The organism is Clostridium sp. OF09-36, from assembly GCF_003481985.1.
Lineage (GTDB): Bacteria > Bacillota > Clostridia > Lachnospirales > Lachnospiraceae > Brotaphodocola.
In genome coordinates this window covers 287,874-314,193 of record NZ_QUMD01000002.1, presented here as the reverse complement: position 1 = coordinate 314,193, position 26,320 = coordinate 287,874, and the positions used below count along the sequence as shown (strand labels likewise).

The following is a 26,320-nucleotide window of genomic DNA, read 5'->3' as shown; positions in this document are numbered from 1 at the left end:
ACTGTGCAGGTTTGTCCGCAGTGGTGAGACAGCAACAGAAAGAAATGAACATGAAATTAAACAGACACAATACAGTTTGGAAAGGCTATATGACAGGAAAGCGTCTGCTGGCCGCGTTCCTTGGGGCATCACTGCTTCTTAGCGGATGCGGACCGGCTGGTGGGAGCCAGGGAGCCTTTGATGCATCTTCGGAAGAAAACGGAAAACTAAAAGTAGCGGTAACCTTGTTTCCATATTACGATTTCGTGCGGCAGATCGCTGGTGACCAGGTGGACCTTCAGATGGTCATTCCGGCAGGTATGGACAGTCATTCGTTTGAGCCGACCCCGGCCGACATCCGGACGATCCAGCATGCCGATGTGCTGATCAGCAACGGCGGGACCATGGAACACTGGCTGGAGGATACCTTGGGCGCCCTGGATACCTCCAATATGACCATCGTTACCATGATGGATTATGTAGATACCGTGGAAGAGGAAATCGTGGAAGGCATGGAAGATGCAGGGCACGACCATGACCATGCGCATTCCCATGCAGCTGTTGATGACCACGACCACAGCCATGAGACACCGGAGGAGCATGCAGCCCATGCGCAGGAAGCTGATGACCACGACCACAGCCATGAAACACCGGAGGAGCACGCAGCCCATGCGCAGGAAGCTGACGATCATGATCACAGCGACTATGTGGATCACGATGGCCATGAAGAAGCGATTGAGTACGACGAGCACATCTGGACTTCTCCGGTAAATGCCATGAAGCTGGTGGATGTGATCGGAGAAACACTGGCAGAGGCAGACCCGGCACATGCAGAGGTATTCCGGCAGGGGGCTGCAGATTACAAAAAGGAACTGGAAGAAATCGATGCAGGCTTCCGTGAGGTTTCCAGAAACCGCAAACGAAACATGATCGTGATGGGAGATAAATTCCCATTCCGTTATCTGGCAGATGAATACCAGCTGGATTACCGGGCGGCATTTTCCGGCTGCAGCTCCGACACAGAGCCGAGTGCGAAAACCATCGCCTATCTGATCGATAAGGTGAAAGAGGAGCAGATCCCGGTTGTATATTACCTGGAACTGAGCAGTCACCGGGTCTCTGAGATCATTGGAGAAGAGACCGGGGCAGAACCACTGCTTCTTCATTCCTGCCACAATGTTACCCGGGCGCAGTTTGATGCCGGTATTACCTATGCCGGACTGATGCGCCAGAATATCGAAAATTTAAGAAAAGGAATTGACTGATGAATCCGATTATCAAATGCGAACATACTGATTTTGGATATGAGAACCAGGATGCAGTCGTTGATCTGAATCTGGAAATCTACCCGGGGGATTATCTCTGTGTGGTAGGAGAAAACGGATCTGGAAAGAGTACGCTCATTAAGGGCATACTGGGTCTCTTAAAGCCTACAGGCGGTACGCTTACCGTGGCAGATGATTTAAAACGTGGCGGGATTGGCTATCTTCCGCAGCAGACCGCGGCCCAGAAGGATTTTCCGGCCACTGTACAGGAAGTGGTATTGTCCGGAACCTTAAGCCGCAGAGGAAACCGCCCGTTTTACTCCATGGCGGAGCGGAAACTGGCGGCGCACAATCTGGAACGTCTGGGCATTGAACATCTGAAAAACAAATGCTACCGGGAGCTTTCCGGAGGACAGCAGCAGCGCGTCCTTATTGCACGTGCCTCTGTGCAACAGAGCAGCTTCTGATCCTGGACGAGCCGATCACGGGTCTTGACCCATCTGCGATCCAGGACTTTTATCATCTGGTCAAGAAGCTGAATAAAGAAGATGGGATTACCATCATCATGGTATCTCACGATATTGGCAATGTCATCAGCCAGGCCAACAAGATCCTGCATCTTCACCGGAAGGTTGTATTTTGCGGAACAGCGGAGGAGTACAAAAAAAGCGTGGCTGGCAAAGAATTTCTGGGAGGTGAAGAGGCATGAGTATGATTTTTGAAATGCTTTCCTACCCATTTGTTGTTCGTGCCCTGGTGGGTGGAATCCTGGTTTCGCTTTGCTCCGCCCTGCTTGGTGTCAGTCTGGTGCTAAAACGTTATTCCATGATCGGAGACGGCTTATCCCACGTTTCTTTTGGCGCGTTATCCATCGCCATTGCCGTGGGCTGGTCCCCGCTTAAGGTATCGATCCCGCTTGTTGTACTGGCAGCTTTTTTCCTGCTCCGCATCACTGAAAACGGAAAAGTGAAGAGTGACGCAGCCATTGCCATGATCTCTGCAAGTTCCCTTGCCCTTGGTATTATAGTCACTTCTCTGACAACTGGCATGACAACCGATGTCAGCAGCTATATGTTCGGAAGTATTCTTGCCATGAGCCGTGAGGATGTGATATTAAGTGCAGTACTTTCCATCATTGTGCTGTGCCTGTTTGTATTATGCTACAACAAGCTGTTTGCAGTAACCTTCGATGAAAACTTTGCAAAAGCAACCGGCGTGCGGGTAGAATTATACAATGTTCTGATTGCTGTTTTAACGGCAGTCACCATTGTACTCGGCATGCGGATGATGGGTGCCATGCTTATCTCCAGCCTGATCATTTTCCCGGCACTGACCTCCATGCGGATCTTCAAAAGCTTCCGCGGTGTTGTTATCTGCTCTGGGGTTCTGGCCGTGGTGTGCTTCCTCCTTGGAATTATTTTTTCCTATGGATTTTCCACCCCGGCAGGTGCCAGTGTCGTCATGGTAAACCTGGCCGCATTTGTGCTGTTCACGATCGCGCAGAACGTACTCATGCGCATCACAAAAAAATAACAATTTAAGTATATGACAAGGGCCTGTGAGTTGCCGAAAGGCAACTCACACGGCCCTATTAAAGTGAAATAAATTGTTATTTTACAGCAGGTTTACAGCAGGTTCAGTATAACCGATGCGTAGAACACCCCATCTTTCCATTCAAAGTTGGCATCACCTTTGTAGCGTTTTGCGATATAGCGCACGGAGTCAGTCCCGATTCCGTTTCCCGGGTGTTTCGTGGAGAGGAGCTTCTGTCCATCCCATACCGGGCGGCAGGAACTGGAATTGTCCACGGCAACCGTGATGGAGGACATCTGGTTTTGCTTGATCAGAACGCGGATAAAGGAATCGCTGGCCTGTGCTTTGCAGGCTTCGAGGGCATTTTCCAGAAGATTTCCGATCAGAACGCAAAAGTCGGTTTCCGGGATGAGCAGCTTTTCCGGCAAATCGATTTTGAATGTCATGGAAATGGAATATTGTTTTGCCTGGTCTGCATAATAGGAAAGAACGGCATTTAAGGCAAGGTTTCCACAGTATAGCCGGTCGGATGAATCGGGAAACTGCTGCTCATATTCCTCCAGGTAATTCTTTAAGGAATCTAAGTCTCCACGGTTTGCCAGGTCCCGGATCACTGCCCGGTGCTGCCGGAAATCATGTCTCGCTCTGCGGTTTTCTTTGATGCGTACCTGGAGCTCTTCCGACTGCTTCCGCTGCATCTTCAACAGGTTTTCCATGGTTTTGTTGCGTTCCTGTTCTATGATCTGTTCCTGCAGGTTCCGAATGAATAAAAGGATCAGATGACTAATAAGGAACATGCAGACCAGAAGCAGGATCCTCGCTATAAGTGCGTTACTTTTTACATTTCCGTTGCGGATATTTCCGGTGAGGAGCAGGACCATAACGGTTGCGGAGCATGGCAGCAGCCATGCGGTCTTCCAGAAGTCCGGCAGCCGTACACTGAGCAGATCAGAAAGGATTCCTTTCAGGAACTTTGACATGAAAAATACGGTTGTCAGGGTAAGAATCAGGGTAACGGCACCAGCCTGCCATGACAAAAACGAAACATGAAAAATTTTCTGGCAGAGATAGAAGGTTGCACCACGGATGACCAGAAGGTAATCGACCGTAAACAAAAAAAGAAATGCGGTAATTCCAATATCCGCGTCAACTAAAAACATCATCAAGGCGAACAGAACCGGTATTGCCAGATATTGTGCGGAAACGCTGGAGAGTCCGAAGATCACGAGCAGGGAAAACAGGCAAAGATAAACCGATTCCCAGATGCACATCATCAAGAAGGACTTTTTGAATGCAAAACGCATGCGGTCGCAGACGGGCAGATAAGCCAATATAAAAAATGGAAATGTATTGAGAAATTCGTTAAAAACCAGTTCAATCATATCGATAACCTCTCTAAAACACATCTAAGATATGCCTATCATACCATATTTTTCTGAAAAAATCTGTCAAGCTTGCAATAGTAATAATTTTTTCTCAATAAGCAAACCTGTGGTTAGCAACAACTAACAAAAATGACAAAATTGCTGCAAAGTTATTGACTGCTAACCGAAGTTAGCCTATACTAATCTAAAGTTAGCGGGTGCTAATATTCCCCGCTGATTCCATTTGGTGTAAGTGTTATATCAAAATATTACATCAGTTACAGTGCAAATTTATATACTACAAGAAAAGAAAGAAGATGAGTTATGATGCCACTTACTATGGCGCCGGTTGGACAGGCGAGCAGAATCCACAAGGTTGGAGGCAATGAGGAGTGCAGACGTTTTCTGGAGAATCTTGGCTTCGTGGCAGGAACCGAGGTTACCGTGATCTCAGCGATCGGAGGCAATGTGATCGTGAATATCAAGGATTCCAGAGTCGCAATTAACCAGGATATGGCACGTCACATCATGGTTGCGTAAGTAATCAGAAAGGACGTAACTATATACAAATGAAAAATATATCTGCCCGTGCCGGATGGTGATCAGGGCAGCGATCTTTGGGAAAGGAGATTTAAGACGATGACTTTAGGTGATGCAGCAGTTGGAAGTACCGTTGTGGTAACCAAGATCAGTGGTGATGGTGCTTACAAGCGTCGTATTATGGACATGGGTATCACGAAAGGAAGCGAGCTTTACATCAGAAAAGTTGCTCCTCTTGGAGACCCGGTTGAGATTACCGTCAGAGGCTATGAGCTGTCTGTCAGAAAAGACGATGCCCAGTGCGTAGAGGTAAAATAGTTATTGTACGCGGCAGGAAACTTTGGGATTGAAAATTCTGCGCGATACAGTTTTTGTGACAAACAAAGAATCATACATAGGACAACATTGAAGAATGAAAGCCAGGATCTGGCTTCAGGGAGGAAGAAAATGGCAATTAAGATTGCACTTGCCGGAAACCCGAACTGTGGTAAAACAACCATGTTCAATGCCCTCACCGGTGCAAACCAGTATGTAGGTAACTGGCCGGGCGTTACGGTAGAGAAAAAAGAAGGTAAATTAAAAACAAAAGGAAAACATGAGGATGTGATCGTAACCGACCTTCCGGGTATTTACTCCATGTCTCCATATACACTGGAGGAGGTTGTCAGCCGTGATTATGTGCTGAAAGAGAACCCGGATGTGATTGTGGACCTTGTGGATTCCACCAACATCGAGCGTAACCTGTACTTAACCACCCAGCTCATCGAGACTGGTGTTCCGGTTGTCATCGCATTAAACATGACCGACCTTCTCGAGAAGAGAGGCATGAAGATCGATGTAGAGCGACTTTCCATGTTAATGAACTGCCCGGTGGTTGAGACCTCCGCATTAAAGCAGACCGGTCTTGACAAGCTGATCGATAAGGCAGTTGAGGTTGCCCACAAGAAAGAGGCAGCACTGCCGAAGGAAATCTTCACCGAGGAGATGGAAAAAGCAGTTGCCAAGGTTGCAGAGGTTCTTCCGGACAGCATCACTGCTGACAAGAAGAGATGGTATGCAGTCAAGTTCCTCGAGAACGACAGCAAGGTTGTTGAGAGCATCACGCTTCCAGCTTCCGCTGCAAGCATCGTTGAGGCAACCAGAAAAGAAATCGAAGAAAAGCATGATGATGATATGGAGAGTATTGTAACCGATGAGCGTTACAAATTCATCCAGAAGGTTGTTTCCTCTTCTGTAAAGAAGGGCAAAGACAAGATGACCGTGTCCGATAAGATCGACCAGATCGTAACCAACCGTATTCTTGGTATTCCGATCTTCATCGCGATCATGTGGGTTGTTTATTACATCTCCGTATCCACTGTTGGTACCTTTGTTACCGACTGGACCAACGATACCTTTGTAGGTGCCATTCAGGATGTTGCAACCAACTTCCTTACTAATGCAGGCGCAAGCGATTTCATCATCAGCCTGGCTGTTGACGGCGTCATCGGTGGTCTGGGTGCCGTCCTTGGATTCATGCCGCAGATGGCAATCCTGTTCTTATTCCTGTCTATCCTTGAGGACTGCGGCTACATGGTACGTATCGCATTCGTTATGGACCGTGTGTTCCGTCACTTCGGACTTTCCGGTAAGAGCTTCATCCCGCTGCTGATTTCTTCTGGCTGCGGTATTCCTGGAATCATGGCTTCCAAGACCATCGAGCAGGATAACGACAGACGTCTTACCATTATGACTGCAACCTTTGTTCCGTGTGGTGCAAAGCTTCCGGTTATCGCTCTTATGGGCGGTGTTATGGCTGGTTATGTAACCGGCTGGGATGTCGCTGGCATGATCACTCCGCTGATGTACTTCATCGGTATCGCAGCAGTCCTGATCGCAGCAATCATGTTAAAGAAGACCAAACCGTTCTCCGGTAAGCCGGCTCCGTTCGTTATGGAGCTTCCGCAGTACCATATTCCGTCTGCAAGAACTGTCCTGCTTCACGTTTGGGAGAGACTGAAAGGCTTCTTCATCAAAGCAGGTACCGTACTGTTCTTAGCATGTGTAGTTATGTGGATCTTAAGCACCTTTGGTGTACAGGATGGCGCATTTGGTATGGTTGAGGATTCCGCAGACAGCTTAATGGCTATCATCGGCGGCGCGATCGCACCGCTGTTCGCACCGCTTGGCTGGGGCGAGTGGCAGCCGGTTGCAGCAGCAATCTCCGGCTTCAGTGCAAAAGAGGGTATCGTTTCTACCATGGGCGTTCTTGCAAACGTTGCAGGCGATGTCGAGGATGCAGATACCGTTGCAGCTGGTGTTGGCATGTGGTTCCCGACTGCTCTGGCTGGTTTCAGCTTCCTGCTGTTCAACCTGCTTGATTCTCCGTGCCTGGCAGCAATCTCTACCATGGCAAAAGAGATGCAGAGCCGCAAATGGTTCTGGTTTGCAATTGTGTTCCAGAATGTATTCGCTTACGCAGTAACCCTGGTTATTTATCAGGTGGGATCCTTCTTACTGTACGGCACCTTCGGTTTTGGCACCGTAGTTGGATTCGTTGTATTACTCTTCATGCTCTTCATGCTGTTCCGTCCGGATCCGTATAAAGACCAGAAGACCTACGCAAAGAGATCGGTACAGGCTGCTTCATAATAATAGAAGAAGCGCTAAACGCAATAAAAAACAAATTAGAATTTTACAGCTCCGGTTTTCACCGGCCGGAGCTGCATTCAAATGGTATGGAAAGAAGGGAACGGAAGTGTTAGCAGATATTATCGTAGTGGCCGTCATCGCCGGATATTGTTTCTATGTAATCCGAAAGCGTCACCAGCAGAAAAAATCAGGTGGCTGTTCCGGAAGCTGCGCCGGCTGTTCCGGCTGTGCAAGCTGTCATCCTTCCACTCCGGAACCAAAAACAAAATAAGAAACAAACAGATCAGGGCAGTTTTGTCTGCCCTTTCTGTAAAACCATAAGTTAGCAAGAACTAACCAAAATCAACCAGAAAGAGCAAACAACCAAGAGGAGGTATCATATGTCAGCTGAGGCAAAAAAAGGATTTATTATTTCGGAACTGAAGAAGAATGGCTGCCGGATTACCAGCCAGAGAAAACTTTTGATTGATGTGATTTTACAGGATGAGTGCAGCTGCTGCAAGGAAATTTATTATAAGGCAGCAAAACGTGACCCAAGCATTGGCATGGCTACGGTTTACCGTATGGTGAAAACACTGGAAGAAGCTGGTCTGATTCAGAGAAAAAACATGTATCGGATTGATTACGGTATGGGAGAACATATGGCATTCGCATGAAATGCAGAAGAAGGTTCTGCCTCCGGGCTGAAACAGGAAGTTCATTTTCCGGGTGGAGAATCGTGAAAGGGAGTGTTAATGAGAAAGATTATCATTAACACTCCCTTTCTTTCCTTATTAAGAATTTTTATCAAAAAGACTCTTGTATTTTGAAAATGAATGCGTTAGAATACCCAGTAAACAAAAAATAAAATTACATATGAGGAGGAATCCAGTCATGTTAAAATGTTTAAAAGCTTTCGATGTTAAGAAATCCGGAATTTTCGCAGCAGGTGTTCTGTTTGGTACTGCAGGCGTAAAAGTACTTGCAAGTGAGGATGCAAAGAAGTTTTATACCAATTGCACCGCAGCTGTTCTTCGCGCAAAGACATGTGTCCTGAACGTAGCAGCAAGCGTACAGGCAAATGCAGAGGACATCTACGCTGAGGCTCAGCAGATCAATGAGGAGCGCGCAGCAAAGGCTGAGGCAGCTGCATTCGCAGATGAGGCAGCAGAGGCTGAAGCAGAGGAAACCGAGGCAGCAGACGCTGAGTAATGCTTGTGGTTTAGGGCGGCATCTGTGACTTGCCGCCCGGTTTTTACAGGAATGTTACGGTGTTGGATGATACAGAATCGTAACGTGAAAACAGGAAAATGGGGATGCAGCAGATGCGATTGCATCCCTTTTCCTTTGAAATACATATAAAATACATATCCGTAGTGAAAAGAGGGATATCTCATGAAATTTGTGATCAAACATGAAATCCGCGGCAGAATCCGTGTCCAGATTCTGCAGGGCCGCATGAGCTTCGAGCAGGCTGATACCTGCAGTATTACTTCAACGCGAAGCCGTATGCGATTTCTGTAAAAGTACGGGAACGTCTTGGCGAAATGGTCATTCATTTTGACGGAGACCGGAATGAGGTTGTCCGTGACTTGCAGACATTCTCTTATGAGAAGGCAGAAGTCCCGGAGTCTTATCTGCAGAATTCCGGCCGTGCCTTAAACAGTGAGTACTGGGACAAGCTGATGACCCGCGTGATCCTGCGTGCAGGAAATACCATGTTCCTTCCGGTCGGCATCCGGGCAGTGATCACGTCGGTGAAATCCGTGAAATATATATGGAAAGGAATCCGTACACTGGCAGCCAGAAAGATTGAAGTTCCGGTTCTGGATGCGACCGCGATTGGCGTTTCGATTATAAGAAGCGACTTCGATACGGCAGGTTCCGTCATGTTCCTGCTTGGTGTTGGTGAAATCCTGGAAGAGTGGACGCACAAAAAATCGGTGGGAGATCTGGCACGCAGCATGTCCTTAAACATCACCAAGGTATGGCTGGTGAGCGATGGACAGGAGATACTGGTTCCGACCAATACCATCCAGAAAGCAGACCTTGTCCGTGTTCACATGGGCAATGTCATCCCGTTCGATGGCGAAGTAGTCGAAGGAGAAGCCATGGTCAACCAGGCGTCCTTAACCGGTGAGTCGGTCCCGGCAGCCAAGACGGCGGGTGCGTCCGTTTATGCAGGTACCGTTGTCGAGGAAGGCGAGATCACCATCCGCGTCAAAGAGACCGGAGGCTCCAGCAAGTTCGACAAGATCGTTACCATGATCGAGGAATCAGAAAAATTAAAATCCTCCCTGGAGGGCAAGGCAGAGCATCTGGCTGACACGCTGGTTCCGTACAGCCTGCTCGGCACGGGCCTTACCTGGCTCATCACCAGAAATACCACGAAGGCACTTTCTATCCTGATGGTCGATTTCTCCTGTGCCTTAAAGCTGGCTATGCCGATCTCGGTCCTGTCTGCAATCCGTGAGGCCAATATGTATGACATTACGGTTAAGGGCGGCAAGTATCTGGAGGCGATGGCCGAGGCAGATACCATTGTCTTCGATAAGACCGGAACCCTGACCAAGGCACAGCCGACGGTTGTGGATGTGGTATCTTTTAATGAGATGGGCAGCGATGAACTGCTCCGGATCGCGGCATGCCTGGAGGAGCATTTCCCGCACTCCATGGCAAAGGCAGTGGTCGACGCAGCAAAGAAGAAAAACCTGGTTCATGAGGAGCTTCACAGCAAGGTAGAGTACATTGTGGCGCATGGCATTTCCACAACCCTGGAGGATAAAAATGGCGAGAAGAAAGCCATCATCGGCAGTGCTCATTTTGTCTTTGAAGACGAGAAATGTACTATTCCAGAAGGAAAGCAGGAGTTATTCGATGCTCTTTTGCCGGAATATTCCCATCTGTATCTGGCAATCGACGGAGCCTGGCAGCCGTGATCTGCATTCAGGATCCGCTGCGTGAGGAGGCCCGCGATGTCATTGCTTCTTTAAAAGAGGCAGGCATCAGCAAGGTTGTCATGATGACGGGCGACAGCGAGCGTACGGCAAAAGCGATCGCTGCAAAGGCAGGAGTCGATGAGTACTATTCCGAAGTGCTTCCGGAGGATAAGGCAAGCTTTGTGGAGAAAGAAAAGAATGCAGGTCGCAAGGTCATCATGATCGGTGACGGAATCAACGATTCCCCGGCGCTTTCCGCAGCGAATGTGGGCATTGCCATCAGCGATGGTGCGGAGCTTGCGAGAGAGATCGCCGATGTGACCATCGGTGCGGACAACCTCTACGAGGTGGTAACATTAAAGTTGATCAGCAATCATCTGATGAAGCGGATCAACTGGAATTACCGCACGATCGTAGGGTTTAACGCAGGCCTGATCGCGCTTGGTGTTCTTGGCATTCTGCCGCCTGCAACTTCTGCGCTGTTGCACAATACTTCTACGCTCCTGATCGGCTTAAAGAGCATGAAAAACCTGCTTCCAGAATAAAATGGGTGGCTGCTTTTCCGGAGAAGAAGTTTTCTATATAAAATAATTCGAACAATGTCAGAAATGAAAGATGTATTGAGAATTTTTTCATAGAAACAATTCGTACAACTTTGGAAAAGTGCTGGACTTGCATGGGATTATCGTTTATGATTATAGTATTCGCAGTCCGTTTTTGGCGTTTGTCAGGCCTGCTGCGGATATCCCATGACGGGACAGGAGGTTGTTGTATGCACGAATCAGGGGAAAACTATCTGGAAACAATACTGATGATCAAAGAAAAAAAAGGAGTTGTGCGTTCCATTGACGTGGCACGTGCGCTGAATTTTAGCAAGCCAAGTGTCAGCAGGGCCATGGGACTTTTGCGGGACCAGGGCTTCATTTCCATGGAGCAGGGTGGCGATATTCAGCTTACCGAAGAAGGTCTTGCCAAGGCAAAGTCTATTTATGCACGTCATTTGCTCCTTACCGCATTCCTGCAGGAGGTAACGGGTGTTTCTGAGGAAATGGCAGAGGAGAATGCCTGCCGCATGGAACACATCTTGGACCAGGAAGTGGTTGATGGCATCAGTGCTTATATGGGAAAAAGAAAATAAAGGTTGCCACAGCTGTACTGTACGGAAATTTTTCTGAAGATTCCTGCTGTGTACAGTGACCAGTGACTACATGATATGCCGGGCCTAACCTGCCCGGCATATTGACATTCTGGGAATTTTGTGACAGAATGGGAAACGATAATGATAAGTTGTCGGGTGCTAACATAAGCAGTAACAACGGCTGCTGACGGCAGACCGGCAGAGCATAAAGAAAAGAAGGGATCATCATGACAAAGATTGATATCATTTCCGGCTTTTTAGGCGCAGGAAAAACAACATTTATTAAGAAGCTTTTACAGGAAGCAATCAAGGGCGAGCAGGTTGTCCTGATCGAGAACGAGTTTGGCCAGATCGGTATCGACGGCGGATTCTTAAAGGATTCCGGCATCGAGATCCGTGAGATGAATTCCGGCTGTATCTGCTGCTCCCTGGTAGGAGATTTCGGCAAGTCTCTGGAGGAAGTACTGACCAAGTATAAACCAGAGCGTGTCATCATCGAACCGTCAGGTGTCGGCAAACTTTCCGACGTTATGAACGCAGTGCGCGACGTGGCAAAGAATCTGGATGTCAAGCTGAACAGCGCTGTAACCATCGTAGATGCGACCAAGTGCAAAATGTATATGAAAAACTTTGGTGAGTTCTTCAACAACCAGATCGAGAATGCAGGAACCATCGTTATGAGCCGTACCGATGTGGCAGATTCCAAGAAGGTCTTAGCCGATGTAGAACTGCTCCGTGAGCACAATAAGGATGCAAGCATTGTGACCACCCCGATCGACCAGCTGACCGGTGCACAGCTCTTAGAGCTGATCGAAAAGCCGGACACCATGATGGAAGAACTGCTGGCCCAGGTAAAGGAGGAGCACGCACACCACCATCACCACGAGCATGGCGGGCACTGCGGCTGTGGTTGCGAGGATCATGACCACGAGCATGAGCACCATCATCACGACCATGATGAGGAGTGTGGCTGCGAGGATCACGACCACGAGCATGAGCACCATCACCACGATCACGACGAGGAGTGCGGCTGCGAGGACCATGACCACGAGCATGAGCATCATCATCACGACCATGATGAGGAGTGCACCTGTGGCTGCCATGACCACGACCATCACCATCATCATGCAGATGAAGTGTTCAGCAGCTGGGGCCTTGAGACCATCGATGCCTGCAGCAAGGAGACTCTGACTGCAATTTTGGAGGAGCTGGCTTACGGTAACGAATACGGCGATGTTCTCCGTGCAAAAGGCATGCTTCCGAGTGAGAAGGAAGGCGAGTGGTACTACTTTGATATGGTTCCGGAGCAGTATGAGATCCGCACCGGAGCACCGGATTACACCGGTAAGGTATGTGTCATCGGCGCAAACTTAAAGGAAGACGAATTGAAGAAAGCGTTCGGTAGAAACTAACTGCCTGCTGCATACGGGTATGGATTTTCTGAATTAGAAATTCCGTACCGCACAGTTGTGGCAGCAGATTTTGCCCGGACAGACCATAGGAAGGCGCTGAATGCATCAGCGCTTTCTTAAAAAGAAAAAAGGACAGGTACAAACTATGGGACCAATGATTGACGATGAAGTAACGCCGGTATTTTTGATCAACGGCTTTCTGGAGGCCGGAAAAACCGAATTTTTGTCCTTTACCATGGAACAGGATTATTTCCGTACAGACGGAAAGACCCTCCTGATCGTGTGTGAGGAAGGCGATACAGAGTATGACGATGCGCTGCTTGCAGACACCAAAACCTCTGTCGTATATGTAGACAGTCTGGAGGAGATCACACCGGACCGCTTAACTGAGCTGGAGCTTTTGCACCAGCCGGAACGTGTCCTGATCGAGTGGAATGGTATGTGGAACCAGGATGACCTCAAGCTTCCAAAGGACTGGACCATCTACCAGCAGATTACCATCATTGACATGTCGACCTTCGAGCTCTATGTTAAGAATATGAAGTCACTGTTAAATTCCATGGTAAAGAATTCTGAGCTTATCATCTGCAACCGCTGCGACGGAATCGAGGATCTGGACCGCTATAAACGTATGCTCAAATCCATGAATACCAAGTGTGATATTGTGTTTGAGGATGAAAATGGTGAGATCGACGAGATCTCCGAGGAAGATCTTCCATACGATATGAAGGCAGATGTGATCAAGATCAGTCCGGAGGCTTATGGCATCTGGTATATTGACTGCATGGACAAACCGGAGCGCTATAAGGGCAAGGTGGTAGAGTTTACGGCGATGGTCATGAAGTCTTCTAACTTCCCGAAAAACTATTTTGTTCCGGGACGTATGGCAATGACCTGCTGTGCGGAGGATATGACATTCCTTGGCTATATCTGCAAGTCTAAAGAGGCCAGAAACTTAGAAACCAGACAGTGGGTAACGGTACGTGCCCGGGTTGAGATCGAATACTGGCAGGATTATAACGGGGAAGGACCGGTGCTTTACGCCGAGGAGGTAGTGCCGGCAGAGCCGATCAAGGATGTAGTACAGTTTGGGTAACTGACGTGCTTCGGCATTCATAAGTGGAAAAGAAGAAGAGTTTACCATACTGCATGATACAACGGAGCAGTATATCCAGTGCGAGTGTGCAGCGAAGCAGCTGTAAGATCTATGAGGCATAAAAATGGAGCTTTGCAATTCATGTTGCAAAGCTCCATTTTTATGCGGTAAAATCCTTTACTCGATCGTGGTGCCAGCCTTTCCGTTTACAGCTTCCTCAGCTTTTGCCATGCTGGTGATGATGGCGCTGCGGCCCTTTCCGGCACAGATGAAGGAGATGGCTGCGTCAATCTTAGGAAGCATGGAGGAGACGCCGAACTGGCCTCTGCTGCGTATTTTTCAGCTTCCTCCACAGTCATATGGGAAAGAGGATTCTCATCAGCCTTACCGTAGTTTAAGGATACCTGGTCGACATCGGTGAGGATCATAAGAACATCGGCATCGATCTCTTTTGCGAGAAGACCGCTGACGGAGTCTTTTTCAATCACTGCACTGGCACCGCGCAGCTCGCTGCCCTGCTCGAGGACCGGAATACCGCCGCCGCCGCAGGAGATAACGATCTGGTCAGCGTCCATCAGGGTGCGGATGGTATCGATCTCGACAATTCCGACCGGCTTCGGGGCAGATACGATACGCTGCCAGCCCTTGCCGTCCACCTCTGTGACATAGTTTCCCTTTGCTTCCTCTGCATCAGCCTCTTCCCTGGTCATGTAACGGCCAACCTTCTTGACTGGGTTGTAGAAGGATTCATCGTAAGGGTCGACCACAACCTGGGTGAGGACGGTAGATACCGGCTTGTAAATACCGCGCTTTAAGAGGGCAGAACGGATGCCGTTCTGAAGGTCATATCCGATGTAGCCCTGGCTCATGGCAGAGCAGACAGACATAGGAGCCGGAGTGTAGCCCTCTCCATCGTGATGGAAACAAAGCTCATTCATAGCTGTGTGGATCATGCCTACCTGCGGTGCGTTACTGTGAACGACGGCAACCTGCCAGCCATTCTGGATGAAATTCGCAATTAATTTTGCTGTGGAAGCCACTGCTTTTTTCTGCTCCGGGAGATTGGTACCAAGAGCGTCGTGGCCAAGCGCCATAACAATTCTTTTCTTTGCCATATGATCGAACCCTTTCTGTATGTAATTTTTCTATTTGGGTTCATTATAGTGTTTCTGCTTGAAAATTGCAACTGGTTTGTGGTATAGTGAAATAGTTATAGAAAAGAATGGTTATTGTTTGCGCAACGCGTAAACAGCAACAAAGAATGGCGTTGTTAAGAAGTCAATAAAATGTATAAGAAAACACGGAAGAAACGATTGAAACATGAAGCGTTCCGGGCGGCGTGCATGCTGTTCGGACCGCTTGTCTTTTATGAACTGTGTACGGAGGCAGCCGCAGCAGGATGTTCTTTGTTTGCAGGGCATACCGGAACTGGGAGCTCACATTCCCTTCTGGCAGGCAGCGGCAATGCCCTGTTTGTGACCGGTGCAGGGGCAGCTCTGGCCTTCCCGTTTTTGTTTGCAGTTTACCGCGCTCTGGAAAAAATGCAGCTTATTGGGCAAGGAACAGAAGAAAAAAACGCGAAGAAAACAACTGCAACACGAACGAAGACAACTGTGCCGGAAATAGCAAAAGCAAGGCCGTGCAGGAACCATCGCCTTCTGGCAGGCTGTTTTTTTTCTGTGCTGGCCGGAATTGGGTCTTGCCTGTGCCTGAATATGGTGCTGCAGGTTTTCCTGCCACCATCAGAAGGCTGGAGCCATGTGCAGGAAGCCATTTACCAAACACCAGGTGCACTCCGGTTTCTGGTGACGGTTGTGTTAACGCCTCTGACAGAGGAACTCATATTTCGCGGTTTTATCCATAAGGAGCTGCGAAGACATATGAGAACCGCTGCGGCAGTGATTTTTGGGGCACTCCTGTTTGGACTGTATCATGGAAATCTCAGTCAGGGCCTGTATGCGTTTCTGACTGGCTTGTGCCTGGAGCTGGTGACTGTCTGGAGTGGCCGGTTAGCTCCCGCGGTCTTATGCCATGCAGCAGCGAATGCTACAGCAGCGGCGATCCCGGTAATTGCGGATTTTATCAGCCACAGGTCGGAAATCCCGTCGATGCCGGCTGAGTTTTCTTATGGAGCGCCGATGGCCCTGCAGCCGCAAACGGCGGTGATCTTGTCAGCAGCAGGTCTTTTGGTGACATTGGTATCGTTATATAAAACCAAGGAGGTTTTTGAGAAAGCATGAAATTATTATCGATAGCAATTCCTTGTTATAATTCTGAAGGCTATATGAGAAACTGTATCGAGTCTTTGCTACCGGGCGGAGACGAAGTAGAGATCCTGATCGTGGATGATGGCTCCACAAAGGACAATACCGCCCAGATCGCGGACGAGTACGAGGCGCGTTATCCGGGCATCTGCAAGGCCATCCATCAGGAGAATGGCGGCCACGGTGAGGCAGTCAATGCCGGTCTTAGGGCAGCAACCGGTGTCTACTTTAAAGTGGTAGACAGCGATGACTGGGTCAATGAGGAAGCATACAAAGAAGTATTGCAGACGCTGCGAAACTTTGTTATGGGTAACCAGACCCTGGATATGCTCATCACCAACTTTGTCTATGAGAAGCAGGGCGCAAAGCATAAACGGGTCATGCAGTACCGCACGGCGCTCCCGAAGCGCCAGTTATGCACCTGGAAAGATGTAAAGGTATTTATGCTGGGACAGTATATACTGATGCATTCGGTCATTTACCGCACGCAGATGTTAAAAGAGTGCGGTCTGGAGCTGCCGAAGCACACGTTCTATGTCGATAACATTTTCGTATTCCAGCCGCTTCCGTATGTAAAGACCTTCTACTATCTGGATGTAAACTTTTACCGGTATTTCATCGGAAGACAGGACCAGTCGGTCAACGAGCAGGTCATGATCGGCCGCATCGACCAGCAGCTTTTGGTAACCCGTCTGATGTTAGGCTATTACCACGACGCGAAAATCACAAATTACAAGCTGCGTCATTATATGGTACGCTACCTTGAAATCATGATGACAATCTGCTCCATTCTTGCCATTAAGTCCGGAACCGATGAAAATATGGCGAAGAAAAAGCAGCTCTGGAAGGATTTAAAGGAGCAGGATATTGCCCTTTACATGCGCCTGCGCTGGGGCTTCTTGGGACAGAGCATGAATTTGCCGGGACAGAGCGGCCGGACCGTATCCATTGCCGGTTACAAGATCAGCCAGAAATTCTTTGGATTTAACTAAATCCCAGGTGCTCAGAAATCTGGCTGCCGTTCACAGCAATGAAACTTTTATAAAGTTTATGGAAAATTTAGAATTGACGATATCATCAAAATAGTGTATCATTGTTTCGTTAATACTTTACTGAGAAAAAGTAATAATGAAAGATACCGGTACACGTGTTTGTATCTGTTTCTTACTTGAGACAGGGTGGTTTCAAACGAGAGATGAAGGTCCGTCCCTGAATGGGATGGGCCTTTTTTCATCTATAAACTCAGAGCATGCACATTGCGTGTCTGAGGGTGATCTGATTTCTGGATGTATGGGGCGACTGCCGACAGCAGGTCTTATGCATTTGGTGTCTGAAAATCAAAATCTGTAACTGGGAAGCTCTATACGGAACAGTTACCAAAACTCTTAATACATAGGGTGTCTGCCGACAGCAGGTTCTTTGTATGCCAAAAATTCCAAAACAAAACAGGTAGTATCAAAACAGGTATCGTAACTGTGTCTGTGCTATATGCAGGGCAGTTACCATTTATCACAAGGGAAAGGGGTTAAAAGGTATATGAAAACCTACAAAAAACTCATGAATGCCCTCGCAGGACTGGAAAAGCTGGTGCTGGAAATCGCAACTGTGCTGATCCTGGTTCTGACCGTGGGAAACGTATTTTCACGAAAAGTCATTCATCAGTCCTGGTCTTTTACCGAGGAACTGGTTGTTGCAGTTTTTGTACTGATCACGCTGCTTGCAGCAGCACTGGCATGCCGTGACGGCGAACTGGTCAATTTAACACTTCTGACTGACCGTCTTCCGGCACAGGCAAGAAAGGGATTTCTGCTTCTAAGCACGATCCTTTCTGTAGCCTTCACCGCAGTTTTATTCAAGTATGGTCTGGATAAGGTCATCACCCAGATGCAGAACGGCAAGCGCACGTTCGTGCTGAACTGGCCGGAGTGGATCTTCTGGTCCTTCGTGCCGATCGGCGCAGCTTGCATGATCCTGCATTTTATCGAATTTTATCTGGACAGCTGTGGAAAGGAGGGCGATGACAAATGATTAGTGCGGTACTGTTTATCTCATTTTTCATTTTCCTGATCATGGGTATCCCGATCGGAATCTGCCTCGGACTTTCCTCCGTGTGTGCAATCCTGTATTCCGGGACATCCTTAACGATCGTTGCAACCAACATGTATTCCGGCATCAGCAAGTTTTTGCTGCTTGCCATTCCGTTCTTTGTACTGTCCGGTAACATTATGGCGAAGGCAGGCATTTCCAAACGTCTGATCAAATTCGTGAATACCTGTGTCGGACACAGAAGAGGTGGTATCGCGATCGTGTGCGTTATCGTAGCCTGCTTCTTCGGTGCGATCTCCGGTTCTGGCCCGGCAACCGTGGCTGCACTGGGCGCCGTGCTGATCCCGGCTATGATCGAGCAGGGCGGCTTCTCCGCTCCGTTCTCCGCGGCTCTTATGGCAACCGCCAGCTCCATCGCGATCGTCATTCCACCGAGTATCGCATTCGTGGTATATGCATCCATCACCGGCGTTTCCATCGCAGATATGTTTACTGCAGGTATCGTTCCGGGTATCTTAATGGGTGTGGCTCTGGTCATCGTGGTTATGATCGAGGCGCGCAAAAATAACATCCAGTCCAGCCAGAAACGTGCAAGCGGCAAGGAGCGCTGGGAAGCATTTAAGGATGCATTCTGGGGTCTGCTGATGCCGGTCATCATCCTGGGTGGTATTTACGGCGGTATCTTTACCCCGACTGAGGCAGCAGCTGTTTCTGTTGTATACGGTCTGTTTGTTGGTATTTTCATTTATAAGGAAGTTACCTTTAAGGATTTAAGAGGACTTTTGGTAGAATCCGGAAAGACCACCGGCGGCATCATGCTGATCGTAGCCAGTGCGTCTCTGTTCTCTTTTGTATGTACCAAGTTTGGTATCGCACAGGCGGCATCCGACCTGCTTGGAAGCATTGCACACAACCAGTTCACCTTCCTTCTGATCGTGAACGTGATCTTCCTGATCGCAGGCTGCTTTATCGATGCAAACTCTGCGATGTACATCTTTATCCCGATCATGCTGCCGGTATGTAAGGCACTCGGATACGATGTCGTTGCATTTGGTATCGTGGCAACCGTAAACCTGGCGATCGGACAGGTAACCCCGCCGGTTGGCGTAAACTTATTCGTTGCAATTTCTGTCAAGCTGAAAAAGGGTATGGAGGTCGATATTCCGAAGATTTCCCGTGCAGTTATGCCGATGATCGGCGCATCCGTGATTGTCCTGCTTCTGATCACCTATGTGCCGGTTGTGTCCACTTTCCTGCCGAAGGCATTGGCCGGGGATTCCTACAGCGGGGCAGTTACTGCTTCGGCAGACAGTGATCAGAGCACAGCCGTGGATGGTGGAAGCGCAGACTTCGACACCATTGGCGATTACAGTGACTTAGACTGGAAAGAGCAGACCTGGAACTTCACCTGTTCTACCACCGAGACCAGTACCTGGGCTGAGGGTGGACGCAAGTTCGGCGAGCTCATGGAAAAGGCAACCGGAGGCAAGATCAAGGTCAATGTATACGCAGCAGACCAGCTGACTAACGGAAACCAGTCCGAGGGAATCCAGGCGCTGATGAATGGGGATCCGGTTCAGATCTCCATGCACAGCAATCTGATCTACTCTGCGTTTGACCCGCGCTTTAACGTGGTATCCCTGCCATATCTTTTCAGCTCCGTAGAGGAGGCCGACGCCATGTTAGACGGCAGAGCCGGTGATATGTTAAAAGACATCTTAGCTGAGTATGACTTGCACTGCATGGGTATTGCAGAGAACGGCTTCCGCCAGCTGACCAACAGCGTCCGCGAGATCAGATCCGTGGATGATATGAAAAACTTAAAGGTCCGTGTTGCAGGAAGCAACCTGCTCATGGAGTGCTATAAGAGATGGGGCGCAGATGCCACGAATATGAACTGGTCCGAGACCTATACCGCGCTGCAGCAAAAGACCGTAGACGGACAGGAAAATCCGCTTCCGGCAATTGACGCGGCAAGCGTTCAGGAGGTACAGCCATACTGTTCTTTATGGAACGCAAATTATGACTGTCTGTTCTTCTGCATCAACCAGAAGATTTATGATGCTCTGACACCGGAGCAGCAGGCAGTGGTCGATGAGGCAGGCCAGAAGGCGGTTGATTATGAGCGTTACATCAACCGTGCCGGTGATGAGGAGATCATGGACCGCTGGCAGAACACCAACGGCGTTACCATTACCAAATACGAGGATATGGATGTAGATTCCTTCAAAAATGCTGTTTCCGGCGTAGCTGAGTGGTATCAGAAAGAGCTGGAGAATCAGGGCTACAAAGATGCAGCAGACCTGATCGCAGTCTTTACCGAGAAATCAGACAGCAGCATCGGTGCGGATTCCGTAGAGGATCACAGTAATCTTGGATGGAAAGAGCAGACCTGGAACTTTACCTGTTCCACCACCGAGACCAGTACCTGGGCCGAGGGCGGACGCAAGTTCGGCGAGCTCGTTGAAAAAGCAACCGGCGGAAAGATCAAGGTGAATGTATACGCGGCAGACCAGCTGACCAACGGAAACCAGTCTGAGGGGATCCAGGCTCTGATCGATGGGGATCCGGTTCAGATTTCCATGCACAGCAACCTGATTTACTCTGCGTTTGACCCGCGCTTTAACGTGGTATCCCTTCCATATCTGTTTGATTCCGTTGAGGATGCAGACGCCATGCTGGACGGTGAGGCCGGTGAGATGTTAAAAGACATTTTAAGCGAGTATGGCCTGCACTGCATGGGCATCGCGGAGAATGGTTTCCGTGAACTGACTAACAGTGTCCGCGAGATCAAGTCCGTGGATGACATGAAGAACTTAAAAATCCGTGTAGCAGGAAGCAACCTGCTGATGGAGTGCTACAAGAGATGGGGCGCAGACGCCACCAATATGAACTGGTCCGAGACCTACACGGCCCTGCAGCAGAAGACTGTAGAAGGCCAGGAGAATCCGCTTCCGGCAATTGACGCAGCAAGCGTACAGGAAGTACAGCCGTACTGCTCCTTATGGAACGCAAACTACGACTGCCTGTTCTTCTGCATCAACCAGGAAATCTACGACAAGCTGACTCCGGAGCAGCAGGCTGTCATCGACGAGTGCGGTGCCTTAGCCACCCGCTACGAGCGTGAGATCAACCGTGCCGGAGACGAAGAGATCATGAGCCGCTGGAGTAGCAAAAACGGCGTGACCATCACCCCGTATGCAGATCTGGATATCGATTCCTTCAAAAATGCAGTAGACGGAATCGATGACTGGTTCATCAGTGAGCTGAAGGCACAGAATTACGATGATGCCGAGGCACTGGTAGCAGCATTCCGCAAGTAAAAAATAACAATATCGCACAGTAAATCTCTGTAGATACGGAAACACAAGCCAGCCGGTGGAGAGAAACGAGGAAAAATCTGAAAAGAAAGTTATTTCACCAGAGCATTATGCAGGAATGCGGATTCTTGTGGCAGAGGATAATGAACTTAACATGGATATCATGATGCCAGTCATGAATGGACTGGAGGCGGCCCATGCGATCCGCATGACAAACCGCAAAGACAGCCAGACCATCTCGATCATCGCAGTAAGTGCCAATGCGTTTGAGGAGGATATCCAGAGCTCGCTTGCAAGCGGCATGAATGCGCATCTGTCAAAGCCGGTCGAGGTGGAAAAGCTCAGGGAGACCCTGCACCGGGTACTGGGCTGACCAAAATTGGAAACAATTGTATGCACGGAATTATACAAAAATCAGAAACAGGAAGCATAACCATGATACAGGAATTGAATCTACAGGAAAATGATCAGGAAATCCACATTCTGGTCATCCGCTCCGCAAGGAAAAGTCTTGGTCTTGAGGTGCGTGACCAGAATACGGTTCTGGCAAGGATCCCGGCCCGTCTCCCGGACCGGGAACTGAAGCAGTTTGTGGAAACGCACCGGGAATGGATTCTGAAAAAAACGCAGATCGCAGCGCAGCGGGAGGAAAACAGGAAGGCAACACCAGCCCCTCCGTTAGAGTCCTTATCAAAAACAGACCGGATGAAGATCCAGCTGAAGATTGGAAAACGGGTGCGGCATTACTGTGAGATCATAGGCGTGACAGTAGGCTGGGTCACCGTGAAAAACCAGAAAACCCGCTGGGGAAGCTGCAGCGCAAAAGGAAATGTCAATTTTAATTACCAGCTTGCATTTTTGCCCGAAGAGCTTCTGGACTATGTGGTGATCCATGAACTGGCACACCGGCGGCATATGGATCATTCGAAGGAATTCTGGGCGGAAGTAGAGCGCTACTGCCCGGATTACCGGGAAAGACGAGAGATGTTGAAGCAGTTTGCTTTGTAATGACGGATGGTATGCGGTGGAAAACCAGAATGAATGATCATGAGTGGTATATTGGTGGATATGCCTGTTTTTGATTAATGGTGTATATCTGATGAAAGGATGGAGAATGCACATGGCAGACGTAAGAAAAAGAATTGTTTTCCGTGGACGGGTTCAGGGCGTGGGCTTCCGCTACACCGCAAAATACCTCGCACAGTCCCTGGGGCTGACCGGATGGGTGCGCAATGAATATGACGGAACTGTGCTTCTGGAAATCCAGGGAAGTGAATACATGATCAATAAGCTTCTGGTCGGACTCAATCACAATCAGTTTATCACGATCGAATGGATCGACACAGAAATCATTCCTCTGGAGGAGGAGAGCGGTTTTACGGTGCGGTGAAGCCGTTACTGTTCGCGTAATGTATGAAAAAAGAGCTGTCAGTCAGCTCTTTTTTTATATGATAGGAAATTGCGTCCTATCATATAAAAATGCTCCGCGAGGAAGCGCACTCGGCGCAAAGGTAGATGGTTGCTGAAGCAACCGCGCCTCGGCGCGAGAATGTGCCAAGGCACATTCTTTTTTGTGCTAGAATTCATCGGAATATCGTTTTACCTGTGGACATAAGAAATTTTGCTTCCATGGCTCCAGTAACGTCTTCTTTAAAATGTAGGGAAACGACGGATCTGTTTTGGCACTGCAGCGTAGTATTTGCTTATGATTGATTCCGGTATTCTTCACACAGCTTTCTGGTGTAAGCAGCGCTGTGCATAACGCCATCCATCTGAAGCTTCAGACATTGTTCCAGTAATTCTTCGGAAATCTCCTGCGGATAGTAGTAATCTCCAGGTTTAACGGTTTCCGGGTCGAAAAGAGGTGGTTCTACCTTAAAACAGCCTTCGCCGACCTGCGAAATACCTCCGGTGCCGGGAGTACGCTTAAATTGTGCACAGTATGGGTAGCACATTTCCAGATTCAGCCGGGTGATGGAAGAATTATCCAGAATGATCTGAAGCAGATGCTTTAGATCCATATTTCCTTTTCCAACCGGGATACCGCATACGACATAACCGTATGGATCATCCGGATAGGGGATGACGATGTGATCTTTAAAGTGTGTTGTGATGGTATATGGCGCCATGTTCCTTGCAGCCTGCGCCGGGTCTTCCCAGGCCATCATGGAATTACCAAAATCATAATGAAGACCGATCCATGGCGTGTTCAGCTTTTTCATAACCTGAACCAGTTCTTCGGAAGTTTCATATTCATGGTTTTCCAAAGCCAGGCGGATGCGGCGCTTTTTCAGCTCAGGGATGATCTGGCAAAGTGTCATGGCGGCTTCATCAAATACAACTGGATCGAAGTCACCGCGTACCTTTGCCTGGTCGTATTTCCCTTCTCCGCCGGTAGTGCGTGAGGCGAGCGGATTTAAGGTAATGGGAATGTAGGTGCGGATGATATCTGCTCCCAGGGCTTCTGCAACATCCAGGACTTTAAGAAGATGTTCTCTAGTGATTCCTTTGGTAGCCAGTTCCACATACATATGGTAGGATTCCAGCAATTCCCGTACCTTTTTCAGGTGTTCCGGATCATTACTTTCCAGGGTTCCCCATTCCGGGTCCAGGTTATAATCCTTCAGAATGTTGATCATAACACCATCGAATCCTAATTCATGTGCTTTTTCGATAAAACCGAAAATATCCATTCTCTTGTTCTGAAACCAAAGATGAAGACTTTCTGTATCAAGACCGATTTTTATCATAGATTCTTTCTCCTAGTTCTCATTTGTTTTGGAAGCCTGATGTTTTTTGATGCGGTGGATGAGGAATGTGGAAACAAATAGTCCGATCACAGCCCATCCGATCATAACGCTGAAAATGATACGGAATCCAGTCATGCCAGGGTAGCGGTCAAGAAAACTTCCGTACATCACGTAAGCGAATGCGTTTGGCAGATAAATGACCAGGGAAGCAAGGCTCATGGCCGCACCGGTAATTTCTGCAGGTACCTTGACTTCATCCATAGGAGCAAAGAAGACTGCACGCATGGTGAATACGATCGCACCAAAGCCAAGCGTGCAGGCAGCACCGAGAATCCAGTTTCCGTTCTGGCCAAGTGCTTCATGAGGAACCATCAGGAAAGCGGCCATTGCGATGGTGCAGACCAGAAAACCGACACGGATATGTTTTGCAGCAGATTTATGTACTTTATCGGACATAAAGCCGCCGATCGGTCCACCTACCATCTTCAGTCCGTACTGGTTGATGATGCCGTACATGCCGACAGCAGTAGCTGGGAGCATGTAAATCTGGTTTAAAAACGGAATGAAATAGGTCAGTCCGCAGTAAATGCAGTATACAACAAATCCATTGAGTGCAACAGCCCAGATATCAATATTTTTCAATGCCTGGATCATACCGCCGAAAGCGGCCTGTGCACGGTTCTGCTCATTTCCGTTTTTATCGGTACGTTTTTCATCGTTTGGCACGAAAATCAGACAGAGGACGCCGGCAGTTGCGGTAACTGCGGATAAGAATAACAGACCACCTCTTAAGGCTGGAGCACCTTCCCCCATAGCTTTAAAGATTGCCAGTGCACTGGATGCGATGATCACATCTACAATGCCGCGTCCCATTTCCAGAAAACCAAACATCCGTCCCTGTGTTTTTTCATCGCCCAGCAGCCGGATTGCTTTTAAAAGAACTGGCCAGTAGGTTACTTCTCCTAAAATAGCCATAACGCCGAATGCGATCAGGAATCCCCAGTATCCAGGGAAAGTGGAAAGGTAAACGCCAACGGCACCAAGACCGATCAGGGAGCCACCGATCATATATTTTTTGCTGAACATATCACAGATATAGATTCCGAAGATCAGGCCAATGGTCTGAACAATGCCGTATGCGCTTAATGCACCGCCAATCTGCGTGTTTGTGAGTCCCATAAATTGCTGCATGGGAACATAGAACATATCTTTCATAGAAGAAAGCTTAAAAGCGATGCCTCCTGAAAGAGTCAGAATGCAGAAGACAAACCAACGGTTTGGAACTGCTTTCATAGCTTTTTGTTTCATTTCATTACTCATAACTTTTTCTCCTTCCTTAATATCAGTACTGCAGTTTTTTGAATTGCCCGGCATTCCTTGATTCGCTTTTTAGTATATCTGGTTTTTATTGGGAAATCAATACAAAACACAATAAAACACAGAAAATCAACGAAATACCCAAAAATAAGGTTGGGATTTGTTGAAAATACTGGTGAAAAACAGGATAAATATTGATATAATGGGGAAAAGAAGATTTTGGAAAAGAAAAAGGTGCTAGGAGAATGCAAAAGAATACGTTATAATGGAAGTTAAGTGAAAAAGGCTGCAAATAGGAGGAATATTTATGCTGGCGCAACAGCGGTATGACCGGATTCTGGAATTATTAAATAAGAATGGCATTGTACATAATGCGGAGCTTGTAAAGGAAATGAAGGTTTCTTCGGAGACAGTCCGGAAAGATATGGATGCGTTGGAAAAGCAGGGAAAGTTAAAGCGCGTACATGGTGGTGCGCTTCCGGTATCCGGAAAACAGATGCAGGTTCAGAAAGAAGACTATATTTCTTTAGAGGATAGAAATACCAGCCATATGAAAGAAAAAGCTGCGATTGCTGCCTATGCAGCAGAGTTTGTCAGAGAAAACCAGGCAGTCGGACTGGATTATGGAAGCACAAGTCTTGTTATGGCAAAGGAACTGGCACGCAGATTCACTAGTCTGACTGTAGTGACCAACTCTATCCAGAATGCCGTGATCCTGTCTGAATGCCTGGATTCACCGTGATTCTG

At 48.4% G+C, this 26,320-nt stretch carries 21 protein-coding genes and 3 pseudogenes; 20 read left to right on the top strand and 4 right to left on the bottom strand.

Annotated elements, in window-relative coordinates; genetic code table 11:
* The first annotated feature begins 50 nt into the window (after positions 1 to 50).
* The 3 genes and pseudogenes from DXA97_RS03230 (at position 51) to DXA97_RS03220 (ending at position 2,777) form a co-directional block, all read left to right on the top strand.
* Positions 51 to 1,244: a metal ABC transporter substrate-binding protein gene (locus DXA97_RS03230; protein WP_243107539.1), complete on the top strand. Its 1,194-nt coding sequence runs from the start codon at positions 51 to 53 to the stop codon at positions 1,242 to 1,244.
* A pseudogene (locus tag DXA97_RS03225) lies at positions 1,244 to 1,953 on the top strand (metal ABC transporter ATP-binding protein). The gene DXA97_RS03230 and the pseudogene DXA97_RS03225 overlap by 1 nt, the downstream one beginning before the upstream one ends.
* Entirely contained in the window at positions 1,950 to 2,777 is an 828-nt protein-coding gene (locus DXA97_RS03220) for a metal ABC transporter permease (RefSeq protein ID WP_118718548.1), read from the top strand. Before DXA97_RS03225 ends, DXA97_RS03220 begins: the two are co-directional and overlap by 4 nt.
* Positions 2,778 to 2,869: 92 nt before the next feature.
* On the opposite strand, the gene DXA97_RS03215 is transcribed toward DXA97_RS03220, so the two are convergent.
* Entirely contained in the window at positions 2,870 to 4,159 is a 1,290-nt protein-coding gene (locus DXA97_RS03215) for a sensor histidine kinase (RefSeq protein ID WP_182436783.1), read from the bottom strand.
* 306 nt (positions 4,160 to 4,465) lie between these two features.
* Between DXA97_RS03215 and DXA97_RS03210 the strand changes: the two genes are divergently transcribed.
* The 9 genes and pseudogenes from DXA97_RS03210 (at position 4,466) to DXA97_RS03165 (ending at position 13,876) form a co-directional block, all read left to right on the top strand.
* The gene (locus tag DXA97_RS03210) at positions 4,466 to 4,681 is read left to right on the top strand and encodes a FeoA family protein (RefSeq protein ID WP_347560041.1); all 216 of its coding nucleotides are present in this window, start codon (positions 4,466 to 4,468) and stop codon (positions 4,679 to 4,681) included.
* A 99-nt stretch (positions 4,682 to 4,780) separates the two neighbouring features.
* Positions 4,781 to 4,999, top strand: a complete 219-nt coding sequence (locus DXA97_RS03205) for a ferrous iron transport protein A (RefSeq protein WP_118541053.1) — start codon at positions 4,781 to 4,783, stop codon at positions 4,997 to 4,999.
* Between the two features lie 129 nt (positions 5,000 to 5,128).
* The gene (feoB, locus tag DXA97_RS03200) at positions 5,129 to 7,312 is read left to right on the top strand and encodes a ferrous iron transport protein B (RefSeq protein ID WP_118718546.1); all 2,184 of its coding nucleotides are present in this window, start codon (positions 5,129 to 5,131) and stop codon (positions 7,310 to 7,312) included.
* Positions 7,313 to 7,692: 380 nt separating this feature from the next.
* Positions 7,693 to 7,968: a transcriptional repressor gene (locus tag DXA97_RS03190; RefSeq protein ID WP_118541047.1), complete on the top strand. Its 276-nt coding sequence runs from the start codon at positions 7,693 to 7,695 to the stop codon at positions 7,966 to 7,968.
* Between the two features lie 217 nt (positions 7,969 to 8,185).
* Positions 8,186 to 8,503, top strand: coding sequence for a DUF6110 family protein (locus DXA97_RS03185; protein WP_118718544.1), 318 nt, complete (start codon positions 8,186 to 8,188; stop codon positions 8,501 to 8,503).
* Between the two features lie 183 nt (positions 8,504 to 8,686).
* Positions 8,687 to 10,775, top strand: a pseudogene (locus DXA97_RS03180) (heavy metal translocating P-type ATPase).
* A 227-nt stretch (positions 10,776 to 11,002) separates the two neighbouring features.
* A complete protein-coding gene (locus tag DXA97_RS03175) occupies positions 11,003 to 11,368 on the top strand; it encodes a metal-dependent transcriptional regulator (protein ID WP_118718543.1) in 366 nt (121 codons plus the stop codon).
* A gap of 227 nt (positions 11,369 to 11,595) precedes the next feature.
* Positions 11,596 to 12,780 carry a CobW family GTP-binding protein gene (locus DXA97_RS03170; protein ID WP_118718542.1) on the top strand — a complete coding sequence of 395 codons (1,185 nt, stop codon included), beginning with the start codon at positions 11,596 to 11,598 and terminating at the stop codon, positions 12,778 to 12,780.
* A gap of 145 nt (positions 12,781 to 12,925) precedes the next feature.
* Entirely contained in the window at positions 12,926 to 13,876 is a 951-nt protein-coding gene (locus DXA97_RS03165) for a GTP-binding protein (RefSeq protein WP_118718571.1), read from the top strand.
* A gap of 177 nt (positions 13,877 to 14,053) precedes the next feature.
* Here the strand turns inward: DXA97_RS03165 and arcC are convergent.
* A pseudogene (arcC, locus tag DXA97_RS03160) lies at positions 14,054 to 14,991 on the bottom strand (carbamate kinase).
* 171 nt (positions 14,992 to 15,162) lie between these two features.
* Here arcC and DXA97_RS03155 point away from each other — a divergent pair.
* The 7 genes from DXA97_RS03155 (at position 15,163) to DXA97_RS03125 (ending at position 22,896) form a co-directional block, all read left to right on the top strand.
* Entirely contained in the window at positions 15,163 to 16,116 is a 954-nt protein-coding gene (locus DXA97_RS03155; protein WP_118718541.1) for a CPBP family intramembrane glutamic endopeptidase, read from the top strand.
* On the top strand, positions 16,113 to 17,132 hold the full coding sequence (locus DXA97_RS03150) for a glycosyltransferase family 2 protein (protein ID WP_118718540.1): 1,020 nt from the start codon (positions 16,113 to 16,115) through the stop codon (positions 17,130 to 17,132). The genes DXA97_RS03155 and DXA97_RS03150 overlap by 4 nt, the downstream gene beginning before the upstream one ends.
* A 544-nt stretch (positions 17,133 to 17,676) precedes the next feature.
* Positions 17,677 to 18,168, top strand: coding sequence for a TRAP transporter small permease (locus DXA97_RS03145; RefSeq protein WP_118541029.1), 492 nt, complete (start codon positions 17,677 to 17,679; stop codon positions 18,166 to 18,168).
* Positions 18,165 to 21,509: a TRAP transporter large permease subunit gene (locus tag DXA97_RS03140; RefSeq protein ID WP_118718539.1), complete on the top strand. Its 3,345-nt coding sequence runs from the start codon at positions 18,165 to 18,167 to the stop codon at positions 21,507 to 21,509. The genes DXA97_RS03145 and DXA97_RS03140 overlap by 4 nt, the downstream gene beginning before the upstream one ends.
* Before the next feature lie 55 nt (positions 21,510 to 21,564).
* On the top strand, positions 21,565 to 21,879 hold the full coding sequence (locus DXA97_RS03135) for a response regulator (RefSeq protein WP_243107538.1): 315 nt from the start codon (positions 21,565 to 21,567) through the stop codon (positions 21,877 to 21,879).
* A gap of 62 nt (positions 21,880 to 21,941) precedes the next feature.
* Positions 21,942 to 22,514: a M48 family metallopeptidase gene (locus tag DXA97_RS03130; protein WP_182436782.1), complete on the top strand. Its 573-nt coding sequence runs from the start codon at positions 21,942 to 21,944 to the stop codon at positions 22,512 to 22,514.
* 112 nt (positions 22,515 to 22,626) lie between these two features.
* The gene (locus DXA97_RS03125; RefSeq protein WP_118718538.1) at positions 22,627 to 22,896 is read left to right on the top strand and encodes an acylphosphatase; all 270 of its coding nucleotides are present in this window, start codon (positions 22,627 to 22,629) and stop codon (positions 22,894 to 22,896) included.
* 313 nt (positions 22,897 to 23,209) lie between these two features.
* On the opposite strand, the gene DXA97_RS03120 is transcribed toward DXA97_RS03125, so the two are convergent.
* Together DXA97_RS03120 and DXA97_RS03115 are read right to left on the bottom strand one after the other, a co-directional pair.
* Entirely contained in the window at positions 23,210 to 24,256 is a 1,047-nt protein-coding gene (locus DXA97_RS03120) for a sugar phosphate isomerase/epimerase family protein (RefSeq protein ID WP_118718537.1), read from the bottom strand.
* A 12-nt stretch (positions 24,257 to 24,268) separates the two neighbouring features.
* On the bottom strand, positions 24,269 to 25,576 hold the full coding sequence (locus DXA97_RS03115; protein ID WP_118718536.1) for an MFS transporter: 1,308 nt from the start codon (positions 25,574 to 25,576) through the stop codon (positions 24,269 to 24,271).
* 304 nt (positions 25,577 to 25,880) lie between these two features.
* Here DXA97_RS03115 and DXA97_RS21470 point away from each other — a divergent pair, with 304 nt between their 5' ends.
* Positions 25,881 to 26,315: a DeoR/GlpR family DNA-binding transcription regulator gene (locus DXA97_RS21470; RefSeq protein WP_279221123.1), complete on the top strand. Its 435-nt coding sequence runs from the start codon at positions 25,881 to 25,883 to the stop codon at positions 26,313 to 26,315.
* The last annotated feature ends 5 nt before the right edge of the window (positions 26,316 to 26,320 follow it).

What these genes read in the sequence shown, in the direction of transcription:
- DXA97_RS03230 (WP_243107539.1), top strand. Translation starts at nt 51, where the DNA reads ATGAAATTAAACAGACACAATACAGTTTGGAAAGGCTATATGACAGGA.
- DXA97_RS03220 (WP_118718548.1), top strand. Translation starts at nt 1,950, where the DNA reads ATGAGTATGATTTTTGAAATGCTTTCCTACCCATTTGTTGTTCGTGCC.
- DXA97_RS03215 (WP_182436783.1), bottom strand. Translation starts at nt 4,159, where the DNA reads ATGATTGAACTGGTTTTTAACGAATTTCTCAATACATTTCCATTTTTT.
- DXA97_RS03210 (WP_347560041.1), top strand. Translation starts at nt 4,466, where the DNA reads ATGATGCCACTTACTATGGCGCCGGTTGGACAGGCGAGCAGAATCCAC.
- DXA97_RS03205 (WP_118541053.1), top strand. Translation starts at nt 4,781, where the DNA reads ATGACTTTAGGTGATGCAGCAGTTGGAAGTACCGTTGTGGTAACCAAG.
- feoB (WP_118718546.1), top strand. Translation starts at nt 5,129, where the DNA reads ATGGCAATTAAGATTGCACTTGCCGGAAACCCGAACTGTGGTAAAACA.
- DXA97_RS03190 (WP_118541047.1), top strand. Translation starts at nt 7,693, where the DNA reads ATGTCAGCTGAGGCAAAAAAAGGATTTATTATTTCGGAACTGAAGAAG.
- DXA97_RS03185 (WP_118718544.1), top strand. Translation starts at nt 8,186, where the DNA reads ATGTTAAAATGTTTAAAAGCTTTCGATGTTAAGAAATCCGGAATTTTC.
- DXA97_RS03175 (WP_118718543.1), top strand. Translation starts at nt 11,003, where the DNA reads ATGCACGAATCAGGGGAAAACTATCTGGAAACAATACTGATGATCAAA.
- DXA97_RS03170 (WP_118718542.1), top strand. Translation starts at nt 11,596, where the DNA reads ATGACAAAGATTGATATCATTTCCGGCTTTTTAGGCGCAGGAAAAACA.
- DXA97_RS03165 (WP_118718571.1), top strand. Translation starts at nt 12,926, where the DNA reads ATGGGACCAATGATTGACGATGAAGTAACGCCGGTATTTTTGATCAAC.
- DXA97_RS03155 (WP_118718541.1), top strand. Translation starts at nt 15,163, where the DNA reads ATGTATAAGAAAACACGGAAGAAACGATTGAAACATGAAGCGTTCCGG.
- DXA97_RS03150 (WP_118718540.1), top strand. Translation starts at nt 16,113, where the DNA reads ATGAAATTATTATCGATAGCAATTCCTTGTTATAATTCTGAAGGCTAT.
- DXA97_RS03145 (WP_118541029.1), top strand. Translation starts at nt 17,677, where the DNA reads ATGAAAACCTACAAAAAACTCATGAATGCCCTCGCAGGACTGGAAAAG.
- DXA97_RS03140 (WP_118718539.1), top strand. Translation starts at nt 18,165, where the DNA reads ATGATTAGTGCGGTACTGTTTATCTCATTTTTCATTTTCCTGATCATG.
- DXA97_RS03130 (WP_182436782.1), top strand. Translation starts at nt 21,942, where the DNA reads ATGATACAGGAATTGAATCTACAGGAAAATGATCAGGAAATCCACATT.
- DXA97_RS03125 (WP_118718538.1), top strand. Translation starts at nt 22,627, where the DNA reads ATGGCAGACGTAAGAAAAAGAATTGTTTTCCGTGGACGGGTTCAGGGC.
- DXA97_RS03120 (WP_118718537.1), bottom strand. Translation starts at nt 24,256, where the DNA reads ATGATAAAAATCGGTCTTGATACAGAAAGTCTTCATCTTTGGTTTCAG.
- DXA97_RS03115 (WP_118718536.1), bottom strand. Translation starts at nt 25,576, where the DNA reads ATGAGTAATGAAATGAAACAAAAAGCTATGAAAGCAGTTCCAAACCGT.
- DXA97_RS21470 (WP_279221123.1), top strand. Translation starts at nt 25,881, where the DNA reads ATGCTGGCGCAACAGCGGTATGACCGGATTCTGGAATTATTAAATAAG.